This is a genomic window from Paenibacillus sp. RC21, from assembly GCF_044907935.1.
Lineage (GTDB): Bacteria > Bacillota > Bacilli > Paenibacillales > Paenibacillaceae > Paenibacillus > Paenibacillus terrae_A.
In genome coordinates this window covers 982,003-1,007,688 of the sequence record NZ_JBIYCS010000001.1, presented here as the reverse complement: position 1 = coordinate 1,007,688, position 25,686 = coordinate 982,003, and the positions used below count along the sequence as shown (strand labels likewise).

Here is a 25,686-nt window from a genome sequence, read left to right as displayed (position 1 = left end):
CATCATAACTAACTAAAAGTTTTTATCACTCCACTGTTTTGTTTACTGTTACCTTTGATGAAAACACCTTTCTTTTTATAATCATTTTCTCACCAACAATACAAAAGTCACCTTTTAATCGAATATCCTGAGATGAAGCTCCAATAAACACTTCTATCTTCCCGGGTTCCACGATCTGATCCATGTTTAAATCATGGAAGGCCAGTTGTTTCATATTTACCTTAAAAGTAACTTCTTTTGTTTCTTGAACATCCAGGCTAACACGAGTAAACCCGACAAGTTGCTTAACAGGCCTTACAACACTGCTGACAGAATCCCTCATATACACCTGTACAACTTCATCACCACTAAATGTTCCTACATTTTTCACCTTAAATCTCAGGCTCAATTCTCCATCGGACTGAACCGTACTGTCCAGACTCAAATCACTATATTCAAACTGTGTGTAGCTTAATCCATGACCAAATGGGTATAGCGGTGTGTTTTTGCTGTGATCAATAAATTCAGCCCAGTCATCTATTTCGACATAGAACGGCAATCTGCTGTTATACATCGGAATTTGACTTGTTTCTTTTACAATAGTTACGGGCAACTTTCCGCTAGGATTGCTTTTTCCTGTCAGAATGTTGATGATTGCTTCTGCCCCGGACTGTGAAGGAAGCCATGAATACAATACTGCTTTACTTTGTTCGCTTATAGAAGGGGTTGCTAATGGTCTGCCATCAATAATAATGGATATAACCGGTTTATTTAGCTTGAATACTTCTTTCATCATTTCCAACTGTGGTTTCTCAAGATGAATATTGCTATTATCTTTATTTTCTCCACAGGTCGCCTCAGGATCAATCATACTTTCTTTTCCACCTAATACAGCAATCACAATATCCGCCTGTAGGACAGCTTCTTTAACTTTATTTATCCCACCATCAATAGGTTGGAGAATATTACACCCTTGTGCATGTAGTACATTATCTTTTCCAAACTCTTCTTCCAAAAAGTCTTTAACGGATTTACAATTCGGATAGAATATTTGCGTGAATTCTTCCGTCGTTTCATACACTTTATTGGATGGAGTATGCTCTCTTCGACCTTGCTTTATTAAATTCATGATAATTTCTTTTTGTTCCGGTGTGGGTTGATCTTCAAATTCGATTCCCAACGGTTTGAACGCATCTTTATGTTCAGTAATGGCGCCAGCATAAGCTATTTTTAAATAGTGATCTTCTTCGGATTTATCGAAATCACTACTTTGGGTACTTGCAGAACCCACCGACGAATATCCTCCGAAAAAGTTTGTTTTGTTGTCTGAAGACGGGCCAATAACTGCGATTTTCAATTCCTTTTTTAATGGCAAAATATGATCTTCATTTTTGACCATTACAATGGATTTCTTCGCTATTTCTTGAGATAAAGCCTCATTCTCTACCTTGTTAATCTCTTCAAAGAAGTCTCCAACTGCATAAGGATTTTCGAAAAGGCCTAGCTTAAATTTGGTTTCAAGAACCCTTCTTACGGAACGATCAACATAAGACTCTTCAATTTCTCCTGAGTTCACCGCTTCAACTAAGTGCTTATAACAATAGTTATTAGGCTGTTCCACGTCCATTCCAGCCTGAAGCGCCAGAATAGCTGTATCTTTCGGGCTTTGTGCCACCCGATACCGTGAATTAGCATGACTGATACTGCCATAATCCGCAACAACTAGTCCATTAAATCCTAATTTATCTCTGAGGACGTCTGTCAGCAACCATTTTGACGTAGACACTGCTTGGTCATTCAAGATGCCATAACTATTCATGACACCCATCAGATTGGATTCATGTATTGCCGCTTCAAACGGGAAACAATACGTGTCCAGCAGTCTTCTTTCTGCGATTTGCTGTTCTCCACCGTTCCTGCCACCTTCGGCATTTCCATAACCGACAAAGTGTTTGGCTGCAGACATCACTTCATTGTCTCCTTGGATGCCGCTAACAAAGCCCACCCCCATTTGAGCAACTAGATAAGGATCTTCTCCATAGGTTTCGCCGATTCTTCCCCACCTTGGATCTCTACCCAAGTCAAAAAGAGGAGAGTGTACGGCCCTAAAACCATAGGACAGCAGCTGCCTTTTTACGACCTCACCCATTTTCCGAGCCAATTCAGGCTCCCAAGTTGAAGCCAGATTAAGAGATTGCGGAAAAGTCGTCGCTCCCGGTATCTGGGCTCCTGCTATCCCCTCATTATGAATGAGCACTGGAATGCCTAATCTTGTTTCTTCCATAAGATATTTTTGTATGCTTCTTAGTTTATTAATATCTTTCTTATTATCGCCAGTTAAGGAGACGTTAAGACAGCTTAGAGTGCCGATTCCGTCCTTCATACTTTCTTTCAGCTTAGCCAGACTGTCCTCTCCATCTTCTACAGTTGCACAAAATAACTGGGCTACTTTTTCCTCTAATGTCATCCTTTCAAGTAAGTTGGTGACCCTGTCATGAATCGACTTACTTGCATCTTTATAGATCATTTAAAAGCCTCCTACTATATTCTAACATTCGATTGATGTACATTCGTTAATTCAGCAACACCATAATTACTCTATTGGACTCCGTCTTTTGGATAAATCATCTAATATTCGCGTATATTGCTTCTCCAAGGAATAAAAGCAAAGCAAAACGGCCATAATTATATACAATACAAGCGGAACATAGATACCCATAACTATAATTATAGAATTTGCTGACTCCGTTTGCACAGCTGCTCCTTCTTGAAAATGTCCCCAGGCTAGAAGCCAGCCGATAAGCGCAGTTCCAAGGGCCGTACCTACCTTATTGCCCAGAGAATTAATACTATTGGTTAATCCAACGATCCGTTGACCATGCTTCCATTCTCCATATTCAATCGTACTGGTTATAAGCGGCATCATGACGACCATCAAGGGAATCATGGCGAACGATTGCAACGCAGATCCAATGACACCAATCGTAATGCTGTGTGGATCAATGATACGAACTACGCTACCTACAATACCTACAATTAATCCGACGACAGCTGTATTCCGTTGACCCCAACGTTTAATAATAGGGACGGAAATGGCAAACACAAAAAGATTTAGGAGAAGCGTTATTGCACCCAGGATTCCCACTAAATTCACATTACCCCAGATGTATTTGGCATAGTACATACCAGATGAGCTAGCCATGCCAAATGAGATATTAGTGAAGAATCCTACCAAAAAAGTGACCAGCCAATATTTGTTTGAAAAAAGTAATTTTGCACCTGTCAGTAGAGAAAGGGTCTTCTTGATCTCCCCTTCTTCCTTTAATTGTTCCGTGTTATATTTTTCCCTCGTAGATTTATAGGCAATAAAAATTCCGACAGATGAAATTAATGCTATTACCGAAGCTAAAAAGATCCATTCTTTTTGCCCTCCACCTAACATATTAACTACAGGAATAAAGGCAATTGTGACAACACCACCCGAAACAAATGAGGCGACGGCCCGAAATAAGCCCATTATAGAGCGATCCTCATTGCTTCTCGTTGTTAATGCCATTAAACTTGCATAAGGGATTGAAGTCGGAGTAATCACACAAATATAGAATAATAGATTCGTTATAACGATGTATGCTATTTTCCCGCCGTCGCTTATATTAGGTACAATGAACACCAGTACAGTCAATACGAACATCGGAATGGTCATCCATAATAGCCAAGGACGTGCTTGACCATGCTTGGAGCGAGTTCTGTCCACGATGTAACCCATACCGATATCGGCTGCGGAGTCAATGACCTTGGTTAATAACAGTATTGTCCCGATAAGACCTGCCGAAACACCTACAACTTCCGTGTAAAAGAACATCAATAATGACATCAACATCGTCACAGCATTTAATGAAAATTGTCCTAAAGCATCTCCAATCAACTGTCTGGTTGTTAGCTCTCGTTCCATTTGTTATTCAGCCTTTCTGCTTAGATGCCTGGTTTATTGTAAAAGCCTTGAGATCAAGAGAGTTCAAAATCGGCTTGTTTCACGTCACGGGAATTCGATCCGATATAAACCTTGAAATCCCCTGGTTCAGCTGCAAGCTCCTTGTCCACGTTCCAATACGCCAAATCTGCTTCAGTAATATGGAAGTGAATTTCTTGTGTTTCCCCTGCTGCTAAGGTCACCTTCTTAAACCCCTTGAGTTCTTTTACAGGACGAACCACGCTACCGTATACATCCTGAATGTACATCTGGACGATTTCCTCACCTGATACCGCTCCAGTATTTGTGACCTTAACACTGGCGACAATCGTCTCCAAAGTAGTCATCTGCTTTTGGGATAAGCGAATCTCAGAATACTCAAATGTTGTATAGCTTAGACCATAGCCAAAAGGGTAAAGAGGTTCATTGGAACCATCAATATATCTTGAAAAAAACTTGTCACTTTTATTTTTTTCTGTGACAGGTCTTCCTGTACTAAAATGGTTGTAGTACATCGGGACTTGCCCTAAATGAGTTGGAAAGCTCATCGTCAATTTGCCGGATGGATTGTATTTCCCAAAGAGTACATCGGCGATTGCATGCCCGGCTTGAGAACCCAGGAACCAAGTTTCGACAATGGCATCCATATGACGCTCGAACCAATCCAGCACAAGGGGACGCCCGTTAGTCAACACAAGTACGGTGGGCTTACCTATCCGCACAATAGCCTCTGCCAGCTCTTGCTGCACCTTCGGCAATGATATGTCCATGCGAGACGCGGCTTCACCGGACATTTCACTACTCTCGCCAAGTGCAAGGATAACGATGTCTGCTTGTTCTGCGGCTGTAATGGCCCGCTCCAATCCTCCATCCATCGCTTCTTCTACATAGCATCCTGCTTCAATCAGCAGATTAGACCCGGAGATTCCTTGTTGTTCGATTCCTTGACGAAGTGTAACAGTCTCTTCTGTGTAGCGTGAATACTGCCACGGTCCAAGCAGGTCTGAAGTATCACCGAAAGGACCAATTATGGCTACCTTCTGATCTGTGCTTGCAATCGGGAGAACATCGTTATTTTTTAACAATACGATGGATTGCTCTGCCAAACGCCGACTTTCTTCCAAATGCTTCGCACTAAAGTGATATTCCTGTTCCTTCTCTGGACGAATGTAGCCAAACGGGTTATCCATAATTCCAATCTTATACTTCAAGGTCAGGATACGTCGTACCGCCTCATTCAATTGTTCTTCTAAAACGACATTCTGTTCAATTAAATCCGCCAACTGGTCATAAGAACGAGTTACCATCTCAATATCCAATGAAGCATCAAGAGCTTTCTTCGCCGCTTCTTTACTGTCCTTAGCGTTACCATGTGCGACAATCTCGTCAATGGCACCATAGTCGGAAAGTAATACGCCTTCAAAACCAAGCTCTTTGCGAAGCAGATCATTAAGGAGGTAGCGGTTTCCAGCTACGGGAACGCCTTGATAAATATTAAAGGAATTCATCACTGATCCGGCTCCGGCTTCTATCCCTGCTTGGAACGGAGGTAAATAGACGTTACGCAAGGTTCCTTCCGAAATGTCTACCGTATTGTAATCCCGTCCTGCCTCAGCAGCTCCGTAAGCGATGAAATGCTTTAAACAAGCGATAATTGTGTCTGGATCAGATAAATCGTTCCCTTGATAGCCTTCAACTTGTGCTTGTGCAATCAATTTCCCCAGGTAAGGGTCCTCCCCTGCGCCTTCTACGACCCGACCCCATCGTGGGTCTCTCGTAACGTCCACCATAGGACCGTGATTGTAGTTAATACCACTGGCACTAGCTTCTTTGGCACTGATGGCACAGGCTCCTCTTATAGCTTCCATATTCCAACTGCAAGACCAGGCAAGTGGCACTGGAAAGATAGTCTGAAACCCGTGTATTACATCAAAGTTAAAAAACAATGGTATCCCATTCGGGGATTGCTCTACGGCGATTTTTTGCAGATCAAACGCACGACTGCTTCCCAGAGCTCCAAGCACAGAGCCAACTCGACCATCTGTAATCAATTTTTCCGGTGGATCGGATTCAATCTCAGACCCCAAGGAAATATTGGAGGCCATACATTGGCTCATCTGACCGATTTTTTCAGTGACAGACATTTTGCCAAGAAGCTCCTCTACAGCCTGACGTATCTCGGCATCATTCCGTTGCTTCACACCCTGCTTACGATAAGTAGCCAACTCGGCAATTAGATCGTCCGCAAGGGAGGGACCCGGTCCTTTAGCTCCTTTTATGGAGAATGCCTCCTGATAGGGAAGTTTGATTTTGCCGTAGAACTCCTGATCTTCGAAGGTAAGTTCAAATTCAATGGGTTCATCAGGTACAAGAGGGGAAGTACCATTAGCTGTTAGAACGTTTTCTTTGACTGTAATTGTATTAATTTCAATCGGCAGTGGAACAGGCTCCACTACTACAGATAATTTATAGGTCGGCTGCTTCTCAATAATAAACTGCATTTTCAATTTTGCTTCTGGTGTTTTGAGTAAAAAATGCCAAGTACCAATCATGTCAATCATCCTTTTTTTACGAATTAGCTTTTAATCAAGCCGAGTGTTGTACCTTAACGAAATACACAGCTTTGTGTAAGCGTTATCAAAATATACATAAATTAAACGGAACATCTCGCCACATCTCACTAAAACACAATTCAGGTTTGCCAGAGAATTATAAATATTCCCCTTCCACCTCTAGCCATGTAAATCATAATATAATCTTATTTTAGTAGTATGGAGTTGTTGCCTCTACTGTTTCGCCGACTTTGGAGTTGCACATTACCGACCACATCTTCTCCTTTGCCAATTATAAAACCGGTCCAATTATCTTGACCGGTTTTATACATCAGCTATAGACTTTTTCGCTCATTTCAGCTAGTTGTTTTGCTCAGCACAAAGATGAAGTTTTAAGCTTTCTTTAATTTTCACACATTATTGGCTATTCATTTAATGGCTTGGCTTATTCCGAGGTTTGATGATACAAATGACGAAATTCATTGGGATTTAAATTCGTATGTTTTTTGAACATTCGCGAGAAATGGGAAAAATTAGAGTAACCGATATGGGATGCAACGACGCTTATAGGCATATCGGTCTTTGTGAGAAGCTTTTGAGCAAGACTCATCCGTTCTTGAAACATATATTCCGATACGGACATTCCAGTTTCCTTTTTAAAAACTCGGGTCAAATAATCAGGATTTAGAAAAACATGATTGGCAATCTCTTCACGGGAGAGATCCTCTGAGATATGAAGCTTGATGAATTGAATTACTTTTTGCACCACGCTCTGGCTCTGCTCAAGAGAACGTACATATTCCTTTGCCATATTTACTATATGTTTCAACCATTCAAGCAAATTGGTCACGGAGCGGGATGCATTTGTAGCTAACTCCTGAGAGTGGGAATCTACAAAAAGTTGATGCGCTTGGATTCCTTTTGAATGAAGGACAAAATGCAACATCTGTTGAAAATCCAAATATAATCGATTCAAAAGATCAGCATTTAAACTTTCCTTCTCGAATCCGTTTATATACTGCAATGCTTCAATCAGCACTTCATCAAACGCGCCCTCCATTAACATAACCGACCACAGATCTATATTGGCAGACTTATAAATGGAGGGATGGGCTTGAGGGCTTGAGAGCAAGAAAACTTTATTGTTGTATGCAACATTGTTTTTTTCCATTTCATTGAGTTTATTTACCATTTCTAACATCTCATGACCATAAACTTTATCTCCAACATAACAGGAAATATCACAATAAAAATATTGCCTGCATTCCTCAATATAATGCTGGCCTGCTTCTTCCACATCCAATAAATGATTTGGCTTGGCTTCCGCTGATAATATGGCAAGCATCCTTCTGTTATTCAACTCAATGATCAAACCATCATGGCTAGGTCCAAGCAGGATTTCTTCCGCAGAATTTCTGAGTCCATACTCCAGTATTTTTTCCTCTCGCTGACTTAAAGGCTTGTGCCATCTTTGAATGCTTATAAGAATCGGTATAAGAAGCTTCTCTTCAATATAAGGAATATTTCGATCTGTCGCAGCGCTTCTTACGGATTTCGAATTTGATGGAACTGTTTGATTCAGTATATCCTGCCAGAAACGTTCGATTAGCATCGGTTGATGCTGAAACCAAACTCGTCCGAACTGGCTGTATTGAGCAATTTCTGACTCCTTATTGATCTTACTTTTCGCTTTTTCTATCACTTTTTCAAGCTCCTCAAAAGGCACTGGCTTTAGAATATAATCTAGACTTCCTAACTGAAGGGCTTGCTTAGCGTATTTAAAATCGGCATGACAAGTCAGGAAAATCGTTTCTGTTTTCGGATATCGTTCTCTTACCCACTCTGTCAACTCAAGTCCTGATGCCTGTGGCATTTCAATATCACAGAGCATAATATCAATGTGCTCTCTCTCAAACAGTTCCTTTGCTTGTTTGACGGTATAAGCAGTGAAGACAGCTGTAATTCCTAATTTATCCCAATCAATGCCTGAACGAATTCCTTCTACTGCATGGATTTCATCATCCACAATTAATATTTGATACATAAGTCACTTGACCCACTTTCTAACCTTCCTCCTCATAAGGAAGCTTGATTTCCACTACTGCTCCGTTCGGGTATCCGTTATAACACGATATTGAAGCTTCCTCACCGTATAAAAGTAACAATCTCTTCTTAACATTCCAGATCCCGATATGTTCTCCTTTCTCGTCTATCACTCGATTTCCCGAGCGAATCTCAGCTAATACATCATTTGAAAATCCTTTCCCTGTATCGCGAATAATGATTTCGACATAAGGACTTAAACCCGTTTCCTTTAAGTCCAGACTTACAGATAAATGCAAAGGTTCCTCTAATGTAACACTATGTTTAATCGAATTTTCAAGAAAGGTTTGAATCAACAACGGAGGGATCTGTAAACTTTTCAAAAAGTCTGGACAATCTATTCTACATGTCAACTGATCAGGAAATCGCATTTCCTGAATCCGAATGTAATTTATCACATGCTGTAATTCTTCCTGCAAAGTAACAAAGGAAAGGTTGCTGCGAAACATGAAACGGAAATAATTAACTAAACACAAAGTCATTTCTTGAATAAGCTCATAATTCCTCACTTGTGCCAGGTTAAACAATATGTTTAATGAATTCATAAAAAAATGAGGATTAACCTGAAGTTGAAGGTGCTGCAGCTCCGCCTTCTGCTTGCTCAATTGTTCTTCATAGACATTGATTTTCAATTCCTCTATTTGCGATATCATTTTATCAAAGGTTTGATTTACCATGACAAACTCATCTGCAGCATTGTAGTCATCTATTCTAACATTAACATGCCCTTTATTAATTTTGTTCATGACTGAAACCAAACGTTTAAGTGGCACTAATAATTCACGATGCAGAAATAATAAACTAAGTGGTAATAAAGCTATGGATGCAAATGATATCCATTCTATCAATTGAGTTATCTTTGGCAAGTTTTGCAGAATCTGCTCATTTGGAATAATGGCGACCAGACTAAATTTACCCACCTGAGAAGGTTTACCCACAACCAACCAATTATTCTTGCTTCCGGTTAAATAATATTGTTGAAATCCTCTTGAAAGGTCAACCTGATTATTCTGAAGGAAATTGGCATTAACCAAAGGGTTCCCTTGAGAATCAACGAGCAGTGCATGACCATCAGCTCCTAAATTAATCAAATTCATAGGACCTAGGAGGGTCTGCGCATTTACCCAAGTTCCTATATAGAGGTTACCTGATTTTATGGTACGAAGAATATAGTTCGTGTTCCCAATTTTTTTAACATACCAATCATGAGATGCCTGCTCAGATGAATTTGCAAGCTGATTTAAATGCTGAACGAGATTTTTTTCAACCTGCATTCTTTCTGAGTAGGCAACAGAAGACTGGAAGACATCAAGCAAATCTTGGCGATCATGATTAAATACAAAAAAAGCATCAATTGATTTATTAAAAAGAATATTGTTTGATAAATACAATGAAACATTGTATTTCGCAAGCTGATACTCATCTTCAGAGTTAGGCATACCCATGGACTGAATATCATAATTGGTTGTAGCCAGACCGAGTATATTTTTCTCCACAACTTCCAATCGAGTGTCAATCTCCCCCATATACAAAGAAATCAAGTTTTTATTGGAAATTGCCACTTGGTTATGCACAACATTTATACTGTAATGATGGTTGTATATAAGCAGTGCTAGAAGTGGTACTGTAACGACAAATAATCCTACAACCAGCTTTAAACGAATAGAGTTCCAAGAAATATGTGGGAATCGTACGCCCATATGAAGTCCTCCTGTAATGTGAAAAACGCCAGTCAATTCTATTTATTATAGTTATTATTTTTTTTATATGACGGAATGTCAAGCCAAGTGCGACAGTTCTTCTGAAAAAGATTCGTGAGCAGTCTTCCATCCCAAACATTTTCGTGGTCTGTGGTTGATGTACAATCCGTCACATAAAAAAAACCAGAGGCACATCGCTTGCTGCGATGTGCCTCTGCTGAAGCCTTACAACCGACATAAATCCACTCAAGTGTGAAACATGCGACATCTATTTTATTTTGTTGCTATCTCGAATCAGAGCGTAAGACCGCCGTCGGCCACTATGATGGACCCCGTCATATAACTTGAGCCATCCGAGGCCATGAAAGCAACCAGTTCAGCCAGTTCTTCAGGCTCTGCATAACGCCCAATCCGCATATTCGGGAATTCTTCTGGTACATAACCGCTTTCTTGCAGTGATTGAGGAACAGCCGCTGTTAAGGTTGTAGCCACTCCCCCAGGACAGATGGCATTTATGCGAATTCCTTTTCTCACATACTCGATTGCAGCTGCTTTTGTTAAACCTGCAACTCCGTGCTTGCTTGCAGTGTAGGCAGCCAAACTGTGCTCGGCACGTATTGCAGTCGTAGATGCGGTATTGATGATATGACCGTAGCCTTGTTTCTCCATCACTTGCAGGGCATACTTCATTCCAAAGAATATCCCTTTCAGATTAACACCAATCACCCGCGAAAATTCTTCTTCTGAGATTTCATGAAAGGGTTGGAATTTTTGCAAAATACCAGCATTGTTAAATGCCACATCAATTTTTCCATAAGTTTCAATTGCTTTCTGTATATAGTTCTGAACATCCTCACTTCGGGATACGTCAGCTTGAACAAAAACGGCCTCCCCACCATTTTTACGAACAAGCTCCAGCGTTTCTTCTCCTGTAGCAGTATTGAAGTCAACCAGCACCAGCTTGGCCTTTCTTGATGCCATCAGCACTGCGCTTGCCCGGCCAATTCCGCTTCCTGCACCTGTGATGGTGATGACTTTACCCTCAAGCGTAGCATCGTTTTTTCTGGAAGAAGGAGCAGCGTGGGTTTGTGGAGTTTCTTCTGCTACAAACACAATTGGAGCCAAATCATTCTTAATTGCTTCTAGTGTAGAAAGGGGAATGTTCACTTGAGGAAGGGCCACCAGCTGATCCAAAGTGAAATTGGAAGCCATCTTAAATGTTGGTTCTTTTACAAATTCAGGCAAATGTTTTTGCAGTACAGCAAACGCTTCCTCATGGTTTAATAAATTACCAATTTTAATATTTTCATTGTATGCCATTGGGCTCATCCTCCAGTAAAGTTAATATGTTTTTTTAAATGATATTATAGCTATCATCATGATAGTAATGATATCATTTTGAGAATGTGGGTGCAACTATACCCAAAGTTATGGCCACGCAGAACACTTCCATATTGAAGAGATACTTAGATTGGAAAAGCTTCGTATCTTGCTGCAGGTCCAACTTTGCTTCGTGAGCCAGGTAAAAGTTAATCTGTGTGCTTCGCTATGTTTAACAAGCATGTTCATTGACAAGCAAGAGGCATCTTTGCTAGCATAATTGAAGCTGAATCCTGTAAGGAGGTCTTCCTCATTCAACCTAGTCAAAGACTTGAACATGAGCGCAGCAATCTGAGATTAACGCGACGCAGAAATATTATTGAAGCAGCCCAGATCGTTTTTACCAATAAAGGGTTTGAACAAGCTACGATGCAGGAAATCGCCAAGGAGGCGAGTTTGGGCGTAGCTACCATCTTCCGTTATTTCCCTAAAAAGGAGCAATTGATTGTGTCCGTAGCTTCCAGGATTGTCCAATCCGAATTTGAGGTGTTATCGGAAATTGTTAGGGGCAAAGGCAACTGTTACGACAAGCTGGACAGAATTTTCGGTGTGCTCATCTTTTTTCAGAACACAGAGCATCAACGAAACTCTAAACTTATTGAAGCATTTGAATGTTACGTTGCGATGTCAAAAGAACCTCTGGAAGATATAGAAATCTATCAGGCACAATACAACAAACTGATCGCGCTTTTCAGCGAGCTTGCCTTACTTGGAGAGCAAGACGGCTCCGTAAGGACGGACCATATGACTACCGATACCATCATTACCATGATGAACGTTTTTGGAAATTTTTCCAAGAAAATGGCTATGCTGAATGGCATTGCGGCATTTCATACCCAGGTAGAAGAGGCAAAACAGTTCAAGATCCTGAAGAAATTGTTCCTGGACCAATTAAGAGCGTAAACATCGCCTTTGGGCTTTAGATTGGCTTCAGGATATCGCGGATTCCCAGATTATGAGGACCGATGTGAGCACATATTGAACAGGACAAGTGTACTTTCTCCTTTTGAGTTCATTTTTGTGCGACCGAGCTGCTGATCGGCCTCATTTGTCTGATGGTGTATTGATCGCTCCAGGTCCTTCCCAACTCATGCGAAAAAGGCCAGCCAGTATTCATACTAGCTAACCTCATGAAGTAAAATTAAATTTTTTCCTCACGCCTATTAAGAGAGCATAGTAGTTCCGCCATCAACGCCAATGGTTTGTCCTGTAACAAACTGTGCATCGTCAGATACCAAGAACATGACTACAGGAGCAATATCTTTTTTGGGATCACCTAATCGTTTAATCGGTTGAGGTGCCACTGCTGCGGCATATTCATCAGGGAAAGCCTCTTTCCACATCTTGGATGCCTCAGTTAAATGCACCTGGACAGATCACATTACACGTTATTCCAAATGCCCCTAGTTCAGTGGCACATACACGTGTCAATCCACGAATAGCTTCTTTTTGAGAACCATAAGCAGCAAAAGTCTCCATACCTTTAACGCCGGTTGCACTCGCAGTATTTACGATCCTGCCATATTTTTGTTTCTTCATGTAGGGACTATGTATTTTGTACAGAAGAAAGTGCCTAGCGCCCCAGTAGTCCAACACAATTTCATTAGTTCAACAGTAGTATCTTCAACCAATGTCGGTAATGCACTTTTATCTGTTGCTTGAGCGTTATTGATTAATATATCAATTGTCCCATACTTTGAGACGGTTTCTTCAACCATAGACTTAACGCTTTTTTCATCCGCTACATTCGTTTTGATAAAAGTTACATCATAAAAAGCTATAGTGAAAAAATGATAGTCAAAGAATGGATAGTAAATGCTTTGCTGAATTTGATGAAGAACGCTTCGGATCAAGAAATAACGATTACCCAGATCACAATAAAAGCAGGTTTCTCCAGAACGACATATTATAGATAGCTTTATAATAAGGATGACATATTGGAAAGCTATACGGAATATTCGACAGAGGAATTTGCCTCGCTATTAAGACTGCACAAGAAGACTGATAGTAAGCAGTATTTCAACGTTTGTAAACATTTATTACAATAAATACTATGCAGATGCTATTTTTAATATCTTGATCAATTGGTTGCAAAGCGGTGCAATAGAATCCAGCCATGAGATGGGAGAAATATTGGAGAGGGTATTAAACAATAATGCAATCGAACCAACCATTTCTTCATTCGGTGTCTACTCAAACCTTCCACGTGTTCATATGGTCATGCTGGGAGCTGACAAATCTCTCCAGCATGACTTTGCAGTAGCATCTTTGCTTTGTGCTACCAATGCTTTTACTCCAATTTCCATTGCTCCTTTTCTCGCCTAAATCGCCCGTGCAATTTCGTTTGCCTCGGCTACGGCATTCAGCGCTCTGCGAGCTTGAACCGCATCTCCGATAACATGACATGGAATGTGATGCTCTCTGCAAAACGCATTTATATTCTCAAAATTTCGTGATTTGGCACCAATAGCAACCACAACCGAATCACATGGATATTCTTGAAGCTGTCCCTTGCTTTCAATTACAACTGCGTTGTCCTTAATTTCCACACATTTGGCATCCGTTAAGGTTTTCACTCCAGAAGCATAAAGATTTTCCATGACGCATATCGAACGCAGCTGCCCCAAATCCTTGGCTACTTGATCCATCATTTCTACCACTGTTATTTCGGAGGCTTGATCGTGTAAATATTCAGCCACCTCTAAGCCCACCAGGCCGCCCCCGACAACGACAACCTTGCCGGAAATCGTCAGCTTGCCAGCAAGAACATCATGAGAGTTTGTTACCAATGGCAAGTGGCTGCCGGGAACTTTCAATTCCATCGGAGTAGAACCAACGGCAATGATCACTTCGTCGGGCTGAAGCTCCGCAATAAGAGAAGCGGTAACAGGCGTTCCAAGCTTCACATCTACACCTTCTCTGATGGCCTGCTCCCCCATAGCCAAAGCTGCTGTCTTCATCTCTTCTTTTCTCGGTGCTTCGCCGGCAAGTGCAAACTGTCCGCCTAACGCGTCAGAAGCTTCGCATACTATCGGATGATGGCCTCTGCGCTTCAAAATTATAGCTGCCTCAAGACCTGCTATCCCGCCGCCCGCAACCAAAACTTTTTTGGGGTACTCGGTAGTCGTTAACTTGTATTCGATTTCTCTGCCCAGTGCCGGATTTCTCAAGCAAGTGATAAATGGTATTTCCGTTGAGACAAATCCGTCATAGCAACCTTGATTGCATCCGACACACCGGACAATACCCTCTGCTTTTCCCGCTTGTGCCTTATTGCAGAATTCAGGATCGGCAAGCTGAGCACGCCCAATTACAACCATATCCGCCTTATCACTTGAAAGAATCTCATCCGCCTGAGCAGGATCATTAATTCGGCCTACAGCTACAGTAATCATGCCAGTATCCTTCCTGATTCTGGCCGCATTATCGACGTTGAAGCCTCTGGGCAGATCGATGGGAGGAACCTCGTAAATAATGCCCGAAGAGGAAAAGTTGCCTCTGGATACATCCAATATGTCTACTCCGGCTTGCTTGGCCAGCTTGCAAAATTGGATAACCTCTTCAATGGTCAGGCCGTCTTCCAAATAATCGTCATGCGCGTCAATTCGCATGAACAGCGGCATGTCAGCGGGCATATTCTGACGAATAGCCTCAATGCATTCAATCAGGAACCTTGCCCGATGATCCAAATCCCCACCGTATTCATCCGTTCTCCGATTAAAATGGGAGCTGAGAAAGGAATGAGGAGTGTAATTATGACCAGCGTGAAATTCGATGGTGTCGAAGCCAGCTTCTACTGCCCTTTTGGAAGCTTCTCCAAATGCTTTGACCACTTCTTGAATAGTCTCTAGGCTTGCTCCGGGGATGGTGTGCTCTGTTCCCGGCACCAGTATGGGACTTGGAATGATGATCATTTGCTCAGGATCGCTTCCGACAGCCAGGCCTCCGAGCCAGAGTTGAGCTCCTGCCTTCCCCCCCCCCGCTTCGTGAATCGCATCCGTAAGTTTCTTCAAACCAGGAATGTATTTGTCCTCCGAAATCGCAAGATATTTCTTCGGGGAAGCAAGCTTGTAGACAGAGCATACTTCTGTAATATTTAAACCGCAGCCACCTTCAACCCTTGCTACATGATAATCAATCAACTGCTGCGTTACAAAACGGTCCTCGCTTGCCATCTTTGTTCCCATTGCCGGAAACATAACCCGATTCTTTAGTTCCAACCCTTTAATTTTGATAGGACTAAAAAGAGTGTCGTATACCATATAAATTCTCCTCCTCGATACTACTAAAACCTTTAGTTTGTGATGTTTTTCACAACTTTGTTTATAAACATACCAACTTGTAATTCACAATTTAAATATAAGCTGAACAGATAATTAAATCAATGCGTTTAGAACATTTTGTTTGAATTTTTTTCATAAAAAATAGACTATCCCAGCATAGTCTATTGGTCTCACGCTTCCTGCACTCCTTAAGTTGATATCAGAGTCCTGATCAGCAGCTTGAGATATGTCATTCTATCCTTTCTTTCGACTAATAGCGTTCCTCCCAAGTCCTCATTGCCATCATACTCAGTCGGATAATTAATAGAAGCGGTAAAAATTAAGTATTTATAATTCAAGTATGTTTCATCACCCAGAATAAGCTGGCGAATTAGCTCTTTCAACCGTTTCTCTATTTCCGCAGATATGTCGATAATTTTTCTTGAGACCTCGTCGATGTCGGCACGCTTTTTTGAATCTCTCAAAATTACCATATTTCCTGGGAATCTCAACGAATATTCCATGATTTCATTGGCCGTCAACACCAACATTTCTTCTACCTTATAATTCTTGTTGTTCAATATAGCTAAAACGGTCAAGGTGTTCTCAATGTAAAACTCCTTGACCAACCTCAGCATTTCTTCTTTTGACCGAAAATAATAGTTAATCGCACTGACGTTTACATTAGCTTCCTTAGCTATAGTCCTAATGGGTATATCGCAGGTTTTGTTAATTCCCATTAGGTATAGAGCCCGATCGAGAATCCGTTCTTCTATGCTCTTAAGCTTTCTCATTTGCCACCTCTGTAAATTGTTAATCTTTAACGTATTATATCAAATCAGCTAATATTAACAATGGAACAACAAAATTAAAGCGAAGTATTAATGATGCTATCCAAAAACATTTCCTCTCCGTTTCAAACAAAAAAGCTGCTGATTGATCAGCAGTTTAAGATATTCATTTTTTGCAGCATCTTCTTCTCTACAATTCATATTTGAAGTAAGCTTTCAGCATGAAGCTGTGTGCAAATGTCGCTAGATTTTCGAATGCTACATCTTTTAAACCGAATTCAGTCGCCTTTTCTTCTCTCACGGTCCAATAGCGGTCGACAGTTAAATTAACGTAAATATATTTTAAGTAAACTTTGGGAGATTCATGAGATAAGTAGAGTAAGATTATCCTCATATGAAGGTTGTTCAAAGTATGTAAAAGTTCTTTCATTTTCTGGTGTTTTTGGAGTAGCAAAGGACTACCTTTAACTGCATCTAACCCAGATGTTCGATATTGCGGTGACGGCGATATCGTCATCACCGCACTGCTCCCCGGCTGAGGCAAAGAATGCAGTCCGCGAAGATCCGACGATTATTTCGCGGAATAGCCGCCGTCGATTGGCAGTTCCACGCCTGTAATGTAGGAAAACTCGTCCGACGCCAAGAATAGGACGCCGTTGGCGATATCCTCCGGCTTACCCAAACGTGGAAGCGGCGTCTGCGATAGGAACCATTGATTCATATTCTCGTCCTTGAACAAATCGACCATCATCGGCTTTTCAATATATCCGGGATGGATGGAGTTTTTAGTATACTCGTCAACATTTTGTATTGCAAATCCGTTCCGTGTATCTTTGCAAATGATATTAATTCACTATAATAGAAAAAGTATCTACTAGACATCGTAGTTAAGAGCTGTATCGAAGCGGAATCAACCTGTAAAACGTGTTCAATATGAATGTAAATAGTTGTTATACCTTTATCATTTGTCTTTGTAGTAATAGATCGTACGCCCCATCAGCTAGAGTTTATTTCAAATTAACTTTAAAGAACTCAAGACCAGCAGCCATAACCTCTTCTCTCTTATGGAAATTATAATTGCGGATGTTTGAACTGGGCATGCACGGGCAGATTCTTACGCCTTTCAACACTGCAAAGCAATAGCTCTTACTCACTTTTAATGAGATTGCTCCGTGGTCGTCTTTTGAGTTCCACTAATTTTCCAATGATACGAAAACACCCGATACGGTTGTGAACCGATCGGGTGTTATGTGTCTTGGTAGAAAAATGCTACTCAACGAGTTCTGTCGTGAGATAATTTTAATTTGAATGATAACGGTAACTAAAGTCTAAACAGTCTCATTTCCCCAAATGCTTACTAGATCATTGATTTGAAGCGATACGACCCTTAGGTCTCCGTCAATGGTATAGAGCTCTAGCCCTCTACTTTCCGAATCAGGGAAAATCATGTCTGAAATGATTGTTTTTCCATGATTTCCGAAGACCTCGACACTTGACCAATCCACATAAATGCTCAACTGTATCCGTTCATGCTCTGGCTTCATAGGGGCCTTGTGTATCGCTGTGAAATCGGAATGAAAATCAATGGCGCTCGACTTCGTCCGATCGACGGACAACTCCCCATTCGAGATATTATATCCGATGATCGTCTCCTGATTGGAAGACTTCCGCACTTTGAACCCGAATTCCACGGCCGTACTGATTTCAAATTCTGCAATAATTTCTGCCTTTGCAGCAGAAATATCAGACAACACGTTCATACCTGGCTTAATCGTCAAGTCTTGCAGAGACAAAATCGGTTCTCTTAGCTGACTTAATTCACTTATGGGTGCTTGGATTAAGTGAAGTCCTTCCGGACAAGTCCTAAGCTGTAGCTCACGGGGAATTGACATCTTGCCACGCCATTCCTCTGAAGGTAGCGTGGTAGCATAACGCCAATTGTTCATCCAGCCGACCCAAATCTTTCGTCCGTCCTCGTTTGGAATGCCATTCCAGGTCACGGCCGCGTAAAAGTCTGATCCGTAGTCTACCCATTTAATAGCATCGAAAGTTTCCAGCGCTTCATCCAGAGTAAATGTCTTACCGTCAAAGTTGCCAATGAAATACATCATGCCAGAACCCCCTGCCGGTGGTTCCGGATCGTCTGGATTCACACCATTTCTATCCCCCACACTTAGCATTAGTATCCACTTCGTGGTATTCTCATCCCCATCTACTCGGATTCGAAATACATCAGGACATTCAAATATCCCTCGGTGTATACACGGAATGTCGGAACCGAACTCGCTTGCAAACGACCATTCTTTGAGGTTTGGAGATGTGTAAAATTCTACACGTTCTCTTACGGCAAGAACCATGATCCACATTGACGATTCATCATGCCAAAACACCTTCGGGTCACGAAAGTCTAGCGTTTCCGTTGGGAATAAAACCGGGTTACCTTCATATTTTATCCAGGTTCGACCTTTGTCCTTGCTGTAAGCAATGCTTTGCACCTGCGGCTTGCCGGGCTGAGCCTTGTTGCCCTCATTCGTATAAATGGCAATCAAGCCTGATCCTTCCTCGTCGAAAAATCCGCTGGTATTGTTCTTATCCACCACCGCACTTCCCGAGAAGATCGCTCCGTCCTCTCCAGGCGGAATTGCCGGTGGGAGTTCTTCCCAATTCACCAGATCCTTGCTTACCGCATGTCCCCAATGCATGCGACCAAAGTCAGGACGCGTATCATGGGGCGTATGCTGGTAGAACAGGTGGTACTCTCCCTCATAGTAAACCAAGCCGTTGGGATCGTTCATCCAATTTTTCTCCGGTGAATAATGAAATTGAGGCCTGTATGTCTCCTTATAATTACTGTTTCGTGATCCTTTTCTGCTGCTACTGTCGTCCGTTAGGTGCATGTCTTTAATGGTATCCACTCTCCTATTGATTGTTGATAAGGTGTTAACAGCCCCAACCACCTTTTATATGTTTCAGCCTTGATCTTTAAGATATCTGTCATAGCCTTTCTGTTTGATTTCCAGCCATTTGTCCAGTCCCAGTCTGGAAAGCTCGGCTTTATAATCCGCCCATTCTTCTTCCACTTTGCCTGTTTTGATCCATTCCGCCCGTTTGCGGTTAACGTAGGCAAATAAGTCTGTTTCCAAGGTAGAGATCTGCTTCTGATCCTCCAGCGAGAAGAAGACTTTCGGGAAATTGTGGTCAGCCTTCATATAAGGAACAAGTCTTTCTTTCATGAGCTTGAGCCGCCCTACTGCATCATCGGGCTTGGTCGTTACTTTTCCGTAATACTCGTCAAGAATTGCCAATGGACCACCGATATTCGTTTTTTGCCGCAGCTCGACAGGAGCCGTTCCCTTAAGCGGAAGATGCTTCAGCATATGACTCGCTTCATCGTATTCAAAAATGTTCTGCTGAGTTTTGTCGCCGTAGGTGCCCCAGTTGTCCTGTACGGACTGGATAGGATCATACAGTTGGTCAATCCATTTTGCCGTAAGCTCAAGATTTTTGTTGTCACTGGTAATCACCATTCTCCCCCGGTCAAAGCCGAGATTGTTCGTGCGGGTCACATTGACTTTACCGCTTGGCCCCGCGAGCGGATTCATCAATTCATATTTATCGTTGTCTCCTGAAATATTCGCCTTATCCCATTGAAAGTAGAGACCGTATTTTTCATTCTGGCCTTTGGCCAGATACGTATTGTAATCCTGCTCGAATGACTCTTCGTCGATCAGGTTCAGCTTATACAGCTCATTAAGATATTTGATCCCCTCTTTATAACCGTCCTGATCGGCAGTGAAGACCACTTTCCCCTCATTGGTCACTACAGTATGATCACCATTGTCCCCAAGACCGAATGATCCGAACAGAAAATTCAGGTCCTCATTGCCGTTATTGAGTATAAAAGACAGCGGGATTTCATCCGCTTGGCCATTTCCGTTAGGGTCGCCATTTTTAAATGCGAGCAGCACATTTTTTAAATCCTCAGTAGTTTTCGGCATTTTAAGACCCAGTTTTTTCAGCCACTCCACATTGATCCATGGCATGTCGTTTACAGAATGAATGCTCTCCTTCCCGGCCCCCAGCTCCTCAATCCAGGGAAAAGCATAAATATGCCCGTCCTGTGCGGTTATCATGGATTTGTACTCAGGTGCTTCCTTCAATACCTTTTGCAGATTTGGCATATATTTTTGAATCAAATCCTCCAGAGGGATAATGGTTTCATCCTGTCCGAGGTTCAACAAATCATAGTCGGAATATCCGGCATCCAGTATGGCATCTGGAAGATCTCCACTGGCAACAGCCAGGTTTCTTTTTTCAATGAAGGAATCAGAGGTGAAGTTGGTAAAATCGATATGCACACCTGTTTTTTCTTCCAGCCTTTTATAAATCAGCTTTTCATTTGGATCGGAAGGTGCCAGTGGCGAGCTTTGAGTCATAAAATGCAAGGTAACTTTCTCTTTAAGCGGCAGAGTGACATTTTCCAGCTTGTAATCTTCGGATGCCGCAGAATTATTGCCTGAACCGCCACATCCGGCAAGCAGTGAAGTGGAAAGTACCAGCACAGACAAGGTTAGTAATGTTTTGTTCATCTCTATTCCCCCGGTTTGTTATTTGATCGAACCTACCATGACACCTTTTTCAAAATACTTCTGGAAGAATGGATACATGACAATCAAAGGCAAACTTGATATGACAATGGCAGAGTATTTAATCATTTCGGACAATTTCTTAAGCTCCGCTTGCGCCAGCGCATCGGCAATCATACCGGGCTGAACCTGATTCTGTATCAAAATGGAGCGCAACACCAGTTGAAGCGGAAACAGCTTCGGATCATCCAGATAAATCATGGCGTCGAAATAAGAATTCCATTGTCCGACAAAAGCGTATAAAGCTAGAACAAAAATAATAGGCTTCGACAACGGCAGGACGATTTTAAAGAAAATACTGAGCTCGGAAGCTCCGTCTATGCTCGCCGCCTGAAACAGCTCTTTGGGAAGCCCTTGGAAATAAGTCTTTGCCAGAATAATATTGAATACGCTGATCGAGCCGGGCAGAATAATGGCCCACACCGTATTTAACATGCCTAAATCCTTAATCACCAGATAGGTTGGAATCAGACCGCCACCGAAAAACATCGTTATCAGGAAAAAGATCATAATGGACCGTTTCCCTGCCAGCCCTTCAATCGCAAGCGGGTAAGCCGCGAAGACGGAAAACAATACGGTTGCGAACGCAAAGGCTGCTGAATAAAAAATGGCATTAAAAAAACCGCGGATCATGGCACCGTTGCTTAGGATTTTGGCATATCCCGTGAGTGTCCAGTCGGATGATGTAATGGCAAACCCTTTGCTAATCAGGGTATTGGGAGTCAAAAAGGACGAAAGCACCACATAAACCAGCGGTAACAGAATAGCGAGAACAAACAAACCAAGCAGAATATAATTGATGATGATCAGAATCCGGTCCTTCCCGGTGTAATGAATATCCATAAATACCTCCTTCTTTAATACAGCCCTTCCCCTTCGTTCAGCTTCTTGACGACGGTATTTACGAAAATCAGCAGGACCACATTAATCACGGAATTGAATAACCCGATTGCCGTAGAATAAGCATAATCGCCAGATTGCAACCCCACCTTGTATACATAAGTCGCGATGATTTCCGAGGTTGGCGTGTTCAGAGCCGTCTGCATCAGGTAAGCCTTTTCATAGCCGATCGACATGATGCCTCCTGCAGCGAGAATGAATAGGACGGCCATGACGGGTTTGAGAGCTGGCAGATCAATGTGGAAGATTCTCTTCATCAAAGAAGCGCCATCAATTGTTGCAGCGTCATGTAGCTGCGGGTCCACGTTAGCTAAGGTGGCCACATAAATGATAGAGGACCAGCCCGCTGTTTGCCATATACCGGACAATATATATACCGTTCGGAAATAGGCGGGATCAGTCATAAAAGAAATCGGCTTGCCGGTGAAGGTTGTTACCAAAGCGTTCACTATTCCAGTCGGCGATAGAAAAACAAACAGCATACCGGCAACAACAACAACCGAGATGAAGTTAGGTGCGTAAACAATAAGCTGAATATTCTTCTTGAGCTTCGCTCCTCTGATCAGATTTAGCATTAAGGCCAGAATGATGGGTACTGGGAAACCGAGAATAAGACCGTAAGCGCTTAATTTAAGCGTATTCATTAAAATGTCATAAAAATTTGGTGATGAAAGAAACCGCTGAAAATGTTCAAATCCAACCCATTCGCTGCCCATGATGCCTTTTCTTGGACTGAAATTTTTAAACGCAATGATCGAGCCGTACATGGGAACATACTTGAAAATGACGGTAAGAACTATGGACGGAAGCAGAAACAAATACAATATATAATTTCGAACCATGTAACTTAGCCAATGGTTTCTTTTTTTTGTTTCTGAAGCCTTAACTCCCCTTTTTTGAGCGATCGAGTTTGCCAATCTTTTCCCCCCTACTGTTCACGGCTTGTTATTAAAGACAGTTCTAAGCCATGTTACGTCATCTCTCTGACATAATTACGCAAGATGTTTTGCAAATGCCTTACTGGTAATTCACCCACCTCCAACATGACTAGAAATTTACACTTCCCCAAGATGAATGGGTTTACATTTTACATTTGAACATTTTTTCTATTACAATTTAACAGGTGCACATTGAATAAGTCAATACATTTCGGCAACTAAATTCATTAAAAACACATGATTCAAGAGGAATATAATATTTTTAGCACCAATTCCCTTAAAAATGCATCAAATAAACATACAAATGTAAACTTATTTTGTTCATTTGAATAATTTCATTGTTAAAAGCATGAAAATACTATATATTTAGAAATATGAAGAATCTTAATTCGGGAGAATAAGGTGGAACAATATGACGAGAAAGTCAAAGGTTACTATTCAAGACATCGCTGATGCCCTGGGAATTTCCAGAAACACTGCATCCAAGGCGCTTAATGGAGTAGAGAATATTCCTGCCGTAACGAGGGACAAGGTGATCAAAAAAGCAGTGGAGCTTAAATACAAACAATTTTCTTATATGGAAACAGCCTCTGAAAAACAGGGCAATATCGCACTTTTGACCTGTAATCTTCCCAATAGCTCACACTTTGGATCGCAGCTGATCAGCGGGCTGGAGAAGGAAATCAGCAACCAGGGCTATACTTTATCCATTTATTTTGTCCGTGAGAACGATATCAATACGATGACCCTACCCGGTAATTTCGAGCCTTCGAATGTGGCTGGCATCTTCTGCATCGAAATGTTCAGCAAGGAATACAGCAAGCTGATCACGGATCTTGGCATCCCAACCATTTTTATTGATTGTGCTGCAGATATGGTGTATCCGGAATTGAAGGCAGATCTGGTATTGATGGAAAATGAGCACAGCACATACTGTGTTACCCGGAAATTAATAGATCATGGCTACGAAAGCTTCGGTTTTGTAGGCGATTACAATCACTGCAAAAGCTTCAATGAACGCTGGACGGGATTCAATAAGGCCCTGGCAGAAGCCGGAATCACCTTGGACCCTGCCCATAGCATTGTAGCGCCGGACCGCAATTTCTTTATAGAGGAGAACTGGATGGAGCAGCAATTGGATGCCCTGAGGGAGTGCCCCTCCGTCTTTATTTGCGCCAATGATTTTATTGCCATCAGCGTGATAAAATCTTTGAAAAACAAGGGGATTAAAGTCCCGGAAGATGTTGCTGTCTGCGGGTTCGATGATGCTTCAGAATCCCGGGTAGTCGAGCCCCATCTGACTACCGTACATATTTACAGTAGTCAGATGGGTATTATTTCAGCCGAAATGTTATTATCCAGAATCAAAGATAATACCATGCCGTACCGAGTAACCCATGTTGCAACGGATATCGTATACCGGGACTCGACGCCTGTTTTAAACTAAATCTGCCAAGAGGTGAATCAAAGTGAAAAATGTCGGAACAGTTCTATGTGTGGGCGAGCTGCTCATTGATTTTTTCTGTACGGATATTGATGTCAATCTTGCCAAGGGTCAGCATTTCTCCAAGCAGGCCGGCGGTGCTCCGGCAAATGTGAGCGCAGCCGTAGCCAAGCTCGGAGGAAAAGCGTCATTCTTGGGAAAAGTCGGAGCCGATCCGTTCGGCATGTACCTGAAGCAAACTCTGGATGAGCAGCACGTGGATACATCCATGCTCCTTTTTGATCCGGCAACGCCGACTACACTGGCCTTTGTTTCCCTTGCCGCTAACGGCGAACGGGATTTCGTGTTCAACCGTGGAGCTGACCGTCAGTTGTCTCTGCAGGACATTGATAGGGAATGGACCCGACAGGCTGCCATTCTGCATTTTGGCTCGGCAACGGCCTTGCTCGCCGATCCTTTCCGGGAAGCGTATTTATCTTTATTGGACGAGGCGAAGGCCAATGGGCAATTCACCTCCTTTGATCCCAATTACCGGGGGGACCTCTGGAAAGACAGGCTGGAGGAATTTATCGCACTGTCCAGAAGAGGAATACACAATGCGGATTTGGTAAAGGTAAGCGAAGAGGAATTAAACATCATTACAGGGCTGGCTGACCGCAATGCTTCATTGGATCTTTTGCATGGGTTCGGAGCCAAGACGGTGGCAGTTACCTTGGGGAAAGAAGGAACCCTCATCTCAAGCGGTGTCTCCCGTTCGCTAATCGGCAGTATTGCTGTCAAATCAATCGACTCTACCGGTGCCGGCGATGCCTTCGTCGGAGCTATGCTGTATCAAATCAGTCAGCTGAGTCAGCCTAAGGCATTTACCACCAACCGGAAGCAGCAGCAGGAATTTGTAACACTTGCCAATCAAGTCGGCGCCATCGTGTGCACCAAAGTTGGAGCGATTGCAGCCTTGCCGTCGATGGAAGAAGTTAAGCGTTTCGTAGAGCAGGGTGAATCAAGGATTGAAGCGTAAGAA

Annotated in this window: 16 protein-coding genes and 3 pseudogenes; 4 read left to right on the top strand and 15 right to left on the bottom strand. The window is 42.2% G+C overall.

Going from position 1 to position 25,686, the window contains the following annotated elements; all coding sequences use genetic code 11:
- Nucleotides 1–25: 25 nt before the first annotated feature.
- The 6 genes and pseudogenes from ABIA61_RS04395 to ABIA61_RS04370 all read right to left on the bottom strand — a co-directional run.
- A complete protein-coding gene (locus ABIA61_RS04395; RefSeq protein WP_283656047.1) occupies nucleotides 26–2,506 on the bottom strand; it encodes a glycoside hydrolase family 3 N-terminal domain-containing protein in 2,481 nt (826 codons plus the stop codon).
- Between the two features lie 66 nt (nucleotides 2,507–2,572).
- On the bottom strand, nucleotides 2,573–3,931 hold the full coding sequence (locus ABIA61_RS04390; protein ID WP_283656046.1) for an MFS transporter: 1,359 nt from the start codon (nucleotides 3,929–3,931) through the stop codon (nucleotides 2,573–2,575).
- A gap of 53 nt (nucleotides 3,932–3,984) precedes the next feature.
- Nucleotides 3,985–6,501, bottom strand: a complete 2,517-nt coding sequence (locus ABIA61_RS04385) for a glycoside hydrolase family 3 N-terminal domain-containing protein (protein WP_283656045.1) — start codon at nucleotides 6,499–6,501, stop codon at nucleotides 3,985–3,987.
- A gap of 445 nt (nucleotides 6,502–6,946) precedes the next feature.
- Nucleotides 6,947–8,527 carry a response regulator gene (locus ABIA61_RS04380; RefSeq protein WP_404580348.1) on the bottom strand — a complete coding sequence of 527 codons (1,581 nt, stop codon included), beginning with the start codon at nucleotides 8,525–8,527 and terminating at the stop codon, nucleotides 6,947–6,949.
- A 37-nt stretch (nucleotides 8,528–8,564) separates the two neighbouring features.
- Nucleotides 8,565–10,304: a sensor histidine kinase gene (locus tag ABIA61_RS04375; RefSeq protein ID WP_283656042.1), complete on the bottom strand. Its 1,740-nt coding sequence runs from the start codon at nucleotides 10,302–10,304 to the stop codon at nucleotides 8,565–8,567.
- Between the two features lie 294 nt (nucleotides 10,305–10,598).
- A pseudogene (locus tag ABIA61_RS04370) lies at nucleotides 10,599–11,342 on the bottom strand (SDR family NAD(P)-dependent oxidoreductase); the annotation flags it as partial.
- Between the two features lie 546 nt (nucleotides 11,343–11,888).
- Here ABIA61_RS04370 and ABIA61_RS04365 point away from each other — a divergent pair.
- Nucleotides 11,889–12,587 (top strand): TetR/AcrR family transcriptional regulator, encoded by a 699-nt coding sequence (locus ABIA61_RS04365; protein ID WP_349362259.1) that lies wholly within the window; start codon nucleotides 11,889–11,891, stop codon nucleotides 12,585–12,587.
- Nucleotides 12,588–12,847: 260 nt separating this feature from the next.
- Here ABIA61_RS04365 and ABIA61_RS04360 read toward each other — a convergent pair whose 3' ends face one another.
- Both ABIA61_RS04360 and ABIA61_RS04355 read right to left on the bottom strand, forming a co-directional pair.
- Nucleotides 12,848–13,027, bottom strand: coding sequence for an SDR family oxidoreductase (locus ABIA61_RS04360; RefSeq protein WP_404529658.1), 180 nt, complete (start codon nucleotides 13,025–13,027; stop codon nucleotides 12,848–12,850).
- Nucleotides 13,028–13,037: 10 nt separating this feature from the next.
- Nucleotides 13,038–13,402, bottom strand: a pseudogene (locus ABIA61_RS04355) (SDR family NAD(P)-dependent oxidoreductase).
- A gap of 358 nt (nucleotides 13,403–13,760) precedes the next feature.
- Here ABIA61_RS04355 and ABIA61_RS04350 point away from each other — a divergent pair.
- Nucleotides 13,761–14,009 (top strand): hypothetical protein, encoded by a 249-nt coding sequence (locus ABIA61_RS04350; protein ID WP_283657929.1) that lies wholly within the window; start codon nucleotides 13,761–13,763, stop codon nucleotides 14,007–14,009.
- Here ABIA61_RS04350 and baiCD read toward each other — a convergent pair.
- From baiCD to ABIA61_RS04315, 7 genes and pseudogenes are all read right to left on the bottom strand, one after another.
- On the bottom strand, nucleotides 14,006–15,946 hold the full coding sequence (gene baiCD, locus ABIA61_RS04345) for a bile acid Fe-S flavoenzyme BaiCD (RefSeq protein ID WP_404580079.1): 1,941 nt from the start codon (nucleotides 15,944–15,946) through the stop codon (nucleotides 14,006–14,008). The two genes, ABIA61_RS04350 and baiCD, sit on opposite strands and share 4 nt — an antisense overlap.
- Before the next feature lie 209 nt (nucleotides 15,947–16,155).
- A complete protein-coding gene (locus ABIA61_RS04340; RefSeq protein ID WP_283656037.1) occupies nucleotides 16,156–16,740 on the bottom strand; it encodes a TetR/AcrR family transcriptional regulator in 585 nt (194 codons plus the stop codon).
- Nucleotides 16,741–17,308: 568 nt separating this feature from the next.
- A pseudogene (locus tag ABIA61_RS04335) lies at nucleotides 17,309–17,521 on the bottom strand (SDR family NAD(P)-dependent oxidoreductase); the annotation flags it as partial.
- Nucleotides 17,522–18,065: 544 nt separating this feature from the next.
- A complete protein-coding gene (locus tag ABIA61_RS04330; protein ID WP_283656263.1) occupies nucleotides 18,066–19,634 on the bottom strand; it encodes a glycoside hydrolase family 32 protein in 1,569 nt (522 codons plus the stop codon).
- A gap of 72 nt (nucleotides 19,635–19,706) precedes the next feature.
- Entirely contained in the window at nucleotides 19,707–21,326 is a 1,620-nt protein-coding gene (locus ABIA61_RS04325; RefSeq protein ID WP_283656036.1) for an ABC transporter substrate-binding protein, read from the bottom strand.
- 18 nt (nucleotides 21,327–21,344) lie between these two features.
- Complete coding sequence (locus tag ABIA61_RS04320) at nucleotides 21,345–22,226, bottom strand: carbohydrate ABC transporter permease (protein WP_283656035.1); 882 nt, start codon at nucleotides 22,224–22,226, stop codon at nucleotides 21,345–21,347.
- A 14-nt stretch (nucleotides 22,227–22,240) separates the two neighbouring features.
- Nucleotides 22,241–23,125 carry an ABC transporter permease gene (locus ABIA61_RS04315; RefSeq protein ID WP_283656034.1) on the bottom strand — a complete coding sequence of 295 codons (885 nt, stop codon included), beginning with the start codon at nucleotides 23,123–23,125 and terminating at the stop codon, nucleotides 22,241–22,243.
- 508 nt (nucleotides 23,126–23,633) lie between these two features.
- Between ABIA61_RS04315 and ABIA61_RS04310 the strand changes: the two genes are divergently transcribed.
- Together ABIA61_RS04310 and ABIA61_RS04305 are read left to right on the top strand one after the other, a co-directional pair.
- Nucleotides 23,634–24,668, top strand: coding sequence for a LacI family DNA-binding transcriptional regulator (locus ABIA61_RS04310; RefSeq protein ID WP_283656033.1), 1,035 nt, complete (start codon nucleotides 23,634–23,636; stop codon nucleotides 24,666–24,668).
- Between the two features lie 22 nt (nucleotides 24,669–24,690).
- The gene (locus ABIA61_RS04305; RefSeq protein ID WP_283656032.1) at nucleotides 24,691–25,683 is read left to right on the top strand and encodes a carbohydrate kinase family protein; all 993 of its coding nucleotides are present in this window, start codon (nucleotides 24,691–24,693) and stop codon (nucleotides 25,681–25,683) included.
- Nucleotides 25,684–25,686: the final 3 nt, after the last annotated feature.

Bases quoted from the DNA above. Each gene is read 5' to 3' on its own strand.
- baiCD (WP_404580079.1), bottom strand. From the start codon at position 15,946: ATGGTATACGACACTCTTTTTAGTCCTATCAAAATTAAAGGGTTGGAA.
- ABIA61_RS04320 (WP_283656035.1), bottom strand. From the start codon at position 22,226: ATGGATATTCATTACACCGGGAAGGACCGGATTCTGATCATCATCAAT.
- ABIA61_RS04395 (WP_283656047.1), bottom strand. From the start codon at position 2,506: ATGATCTATAAAGATGCAAGTAAGTCGATTCATGACAGGGTCACCAAC.
- ABIA61_RS04385 (WP_283656045.1), bottom strand. From the start codon at position 6,501: ATGATTGGTACTTGGCATTTTTTACTCAAAACACCAGAAGCAAAATTG.
- ABIA61_RS04390 (WP_283656046.1), bottom strand. From the start codon at position 3,931: ATGGAACGAGAGCTAACAACCAGACAGTTGATTGGAGATGCTTTAGGA.
- ABIA61_RS04310 (WP_283656033.1), top strand. From the start codon at position 23,634: ATGACGAGAAAGTCAAAGGTTACTATTCAAGACATCGCTGATGCCCTG.
- ABIA61_RS04315 (WP_283656034.1), bottom strand. From the start codon at position 23,125: ATGGTTCGAAATTATATATTGTATTTGTTTCTGCTTCCGTCCATAGTT.
- ABIA61_RS04375 (WP_283656042.1), bottom strand. From the start codon at position 10,304: ATGGGCGTACGATTCCCACATATTTCTTGGAACTCTATTCGTTTAAAG.
- ABIA61_RS04340 (WP_283656037.1), bottom strand. From the start codon at position 16,740: ATGAGAAAGCTTAAGAGCATAGAAGAACGGATTCTCGATCGGGCTCTA.
- ABIA61_RS04330 (WP_283656263.1), bottom strand. From the start codon at position 19,634: ATGCACCTAACGGACGACAGTAGCAGCAGAAAAGGATCACGAAACAGT.
- ABIA61_RS04360 (WP_404529658.1), bottom strand. From the start codon at position 13,027: ATGTGGAAAGAGGCTTTCCCTGATGAATATGCCGCAGCAGTGGCACCT.
- ABIA61_RS04325 (WP_283656036.1), bottom strand. From the start codon at position 21,326: ATGAACAAAACATTACTAACCTTGTCTGTGCTGGTACTTTCCACTTCA.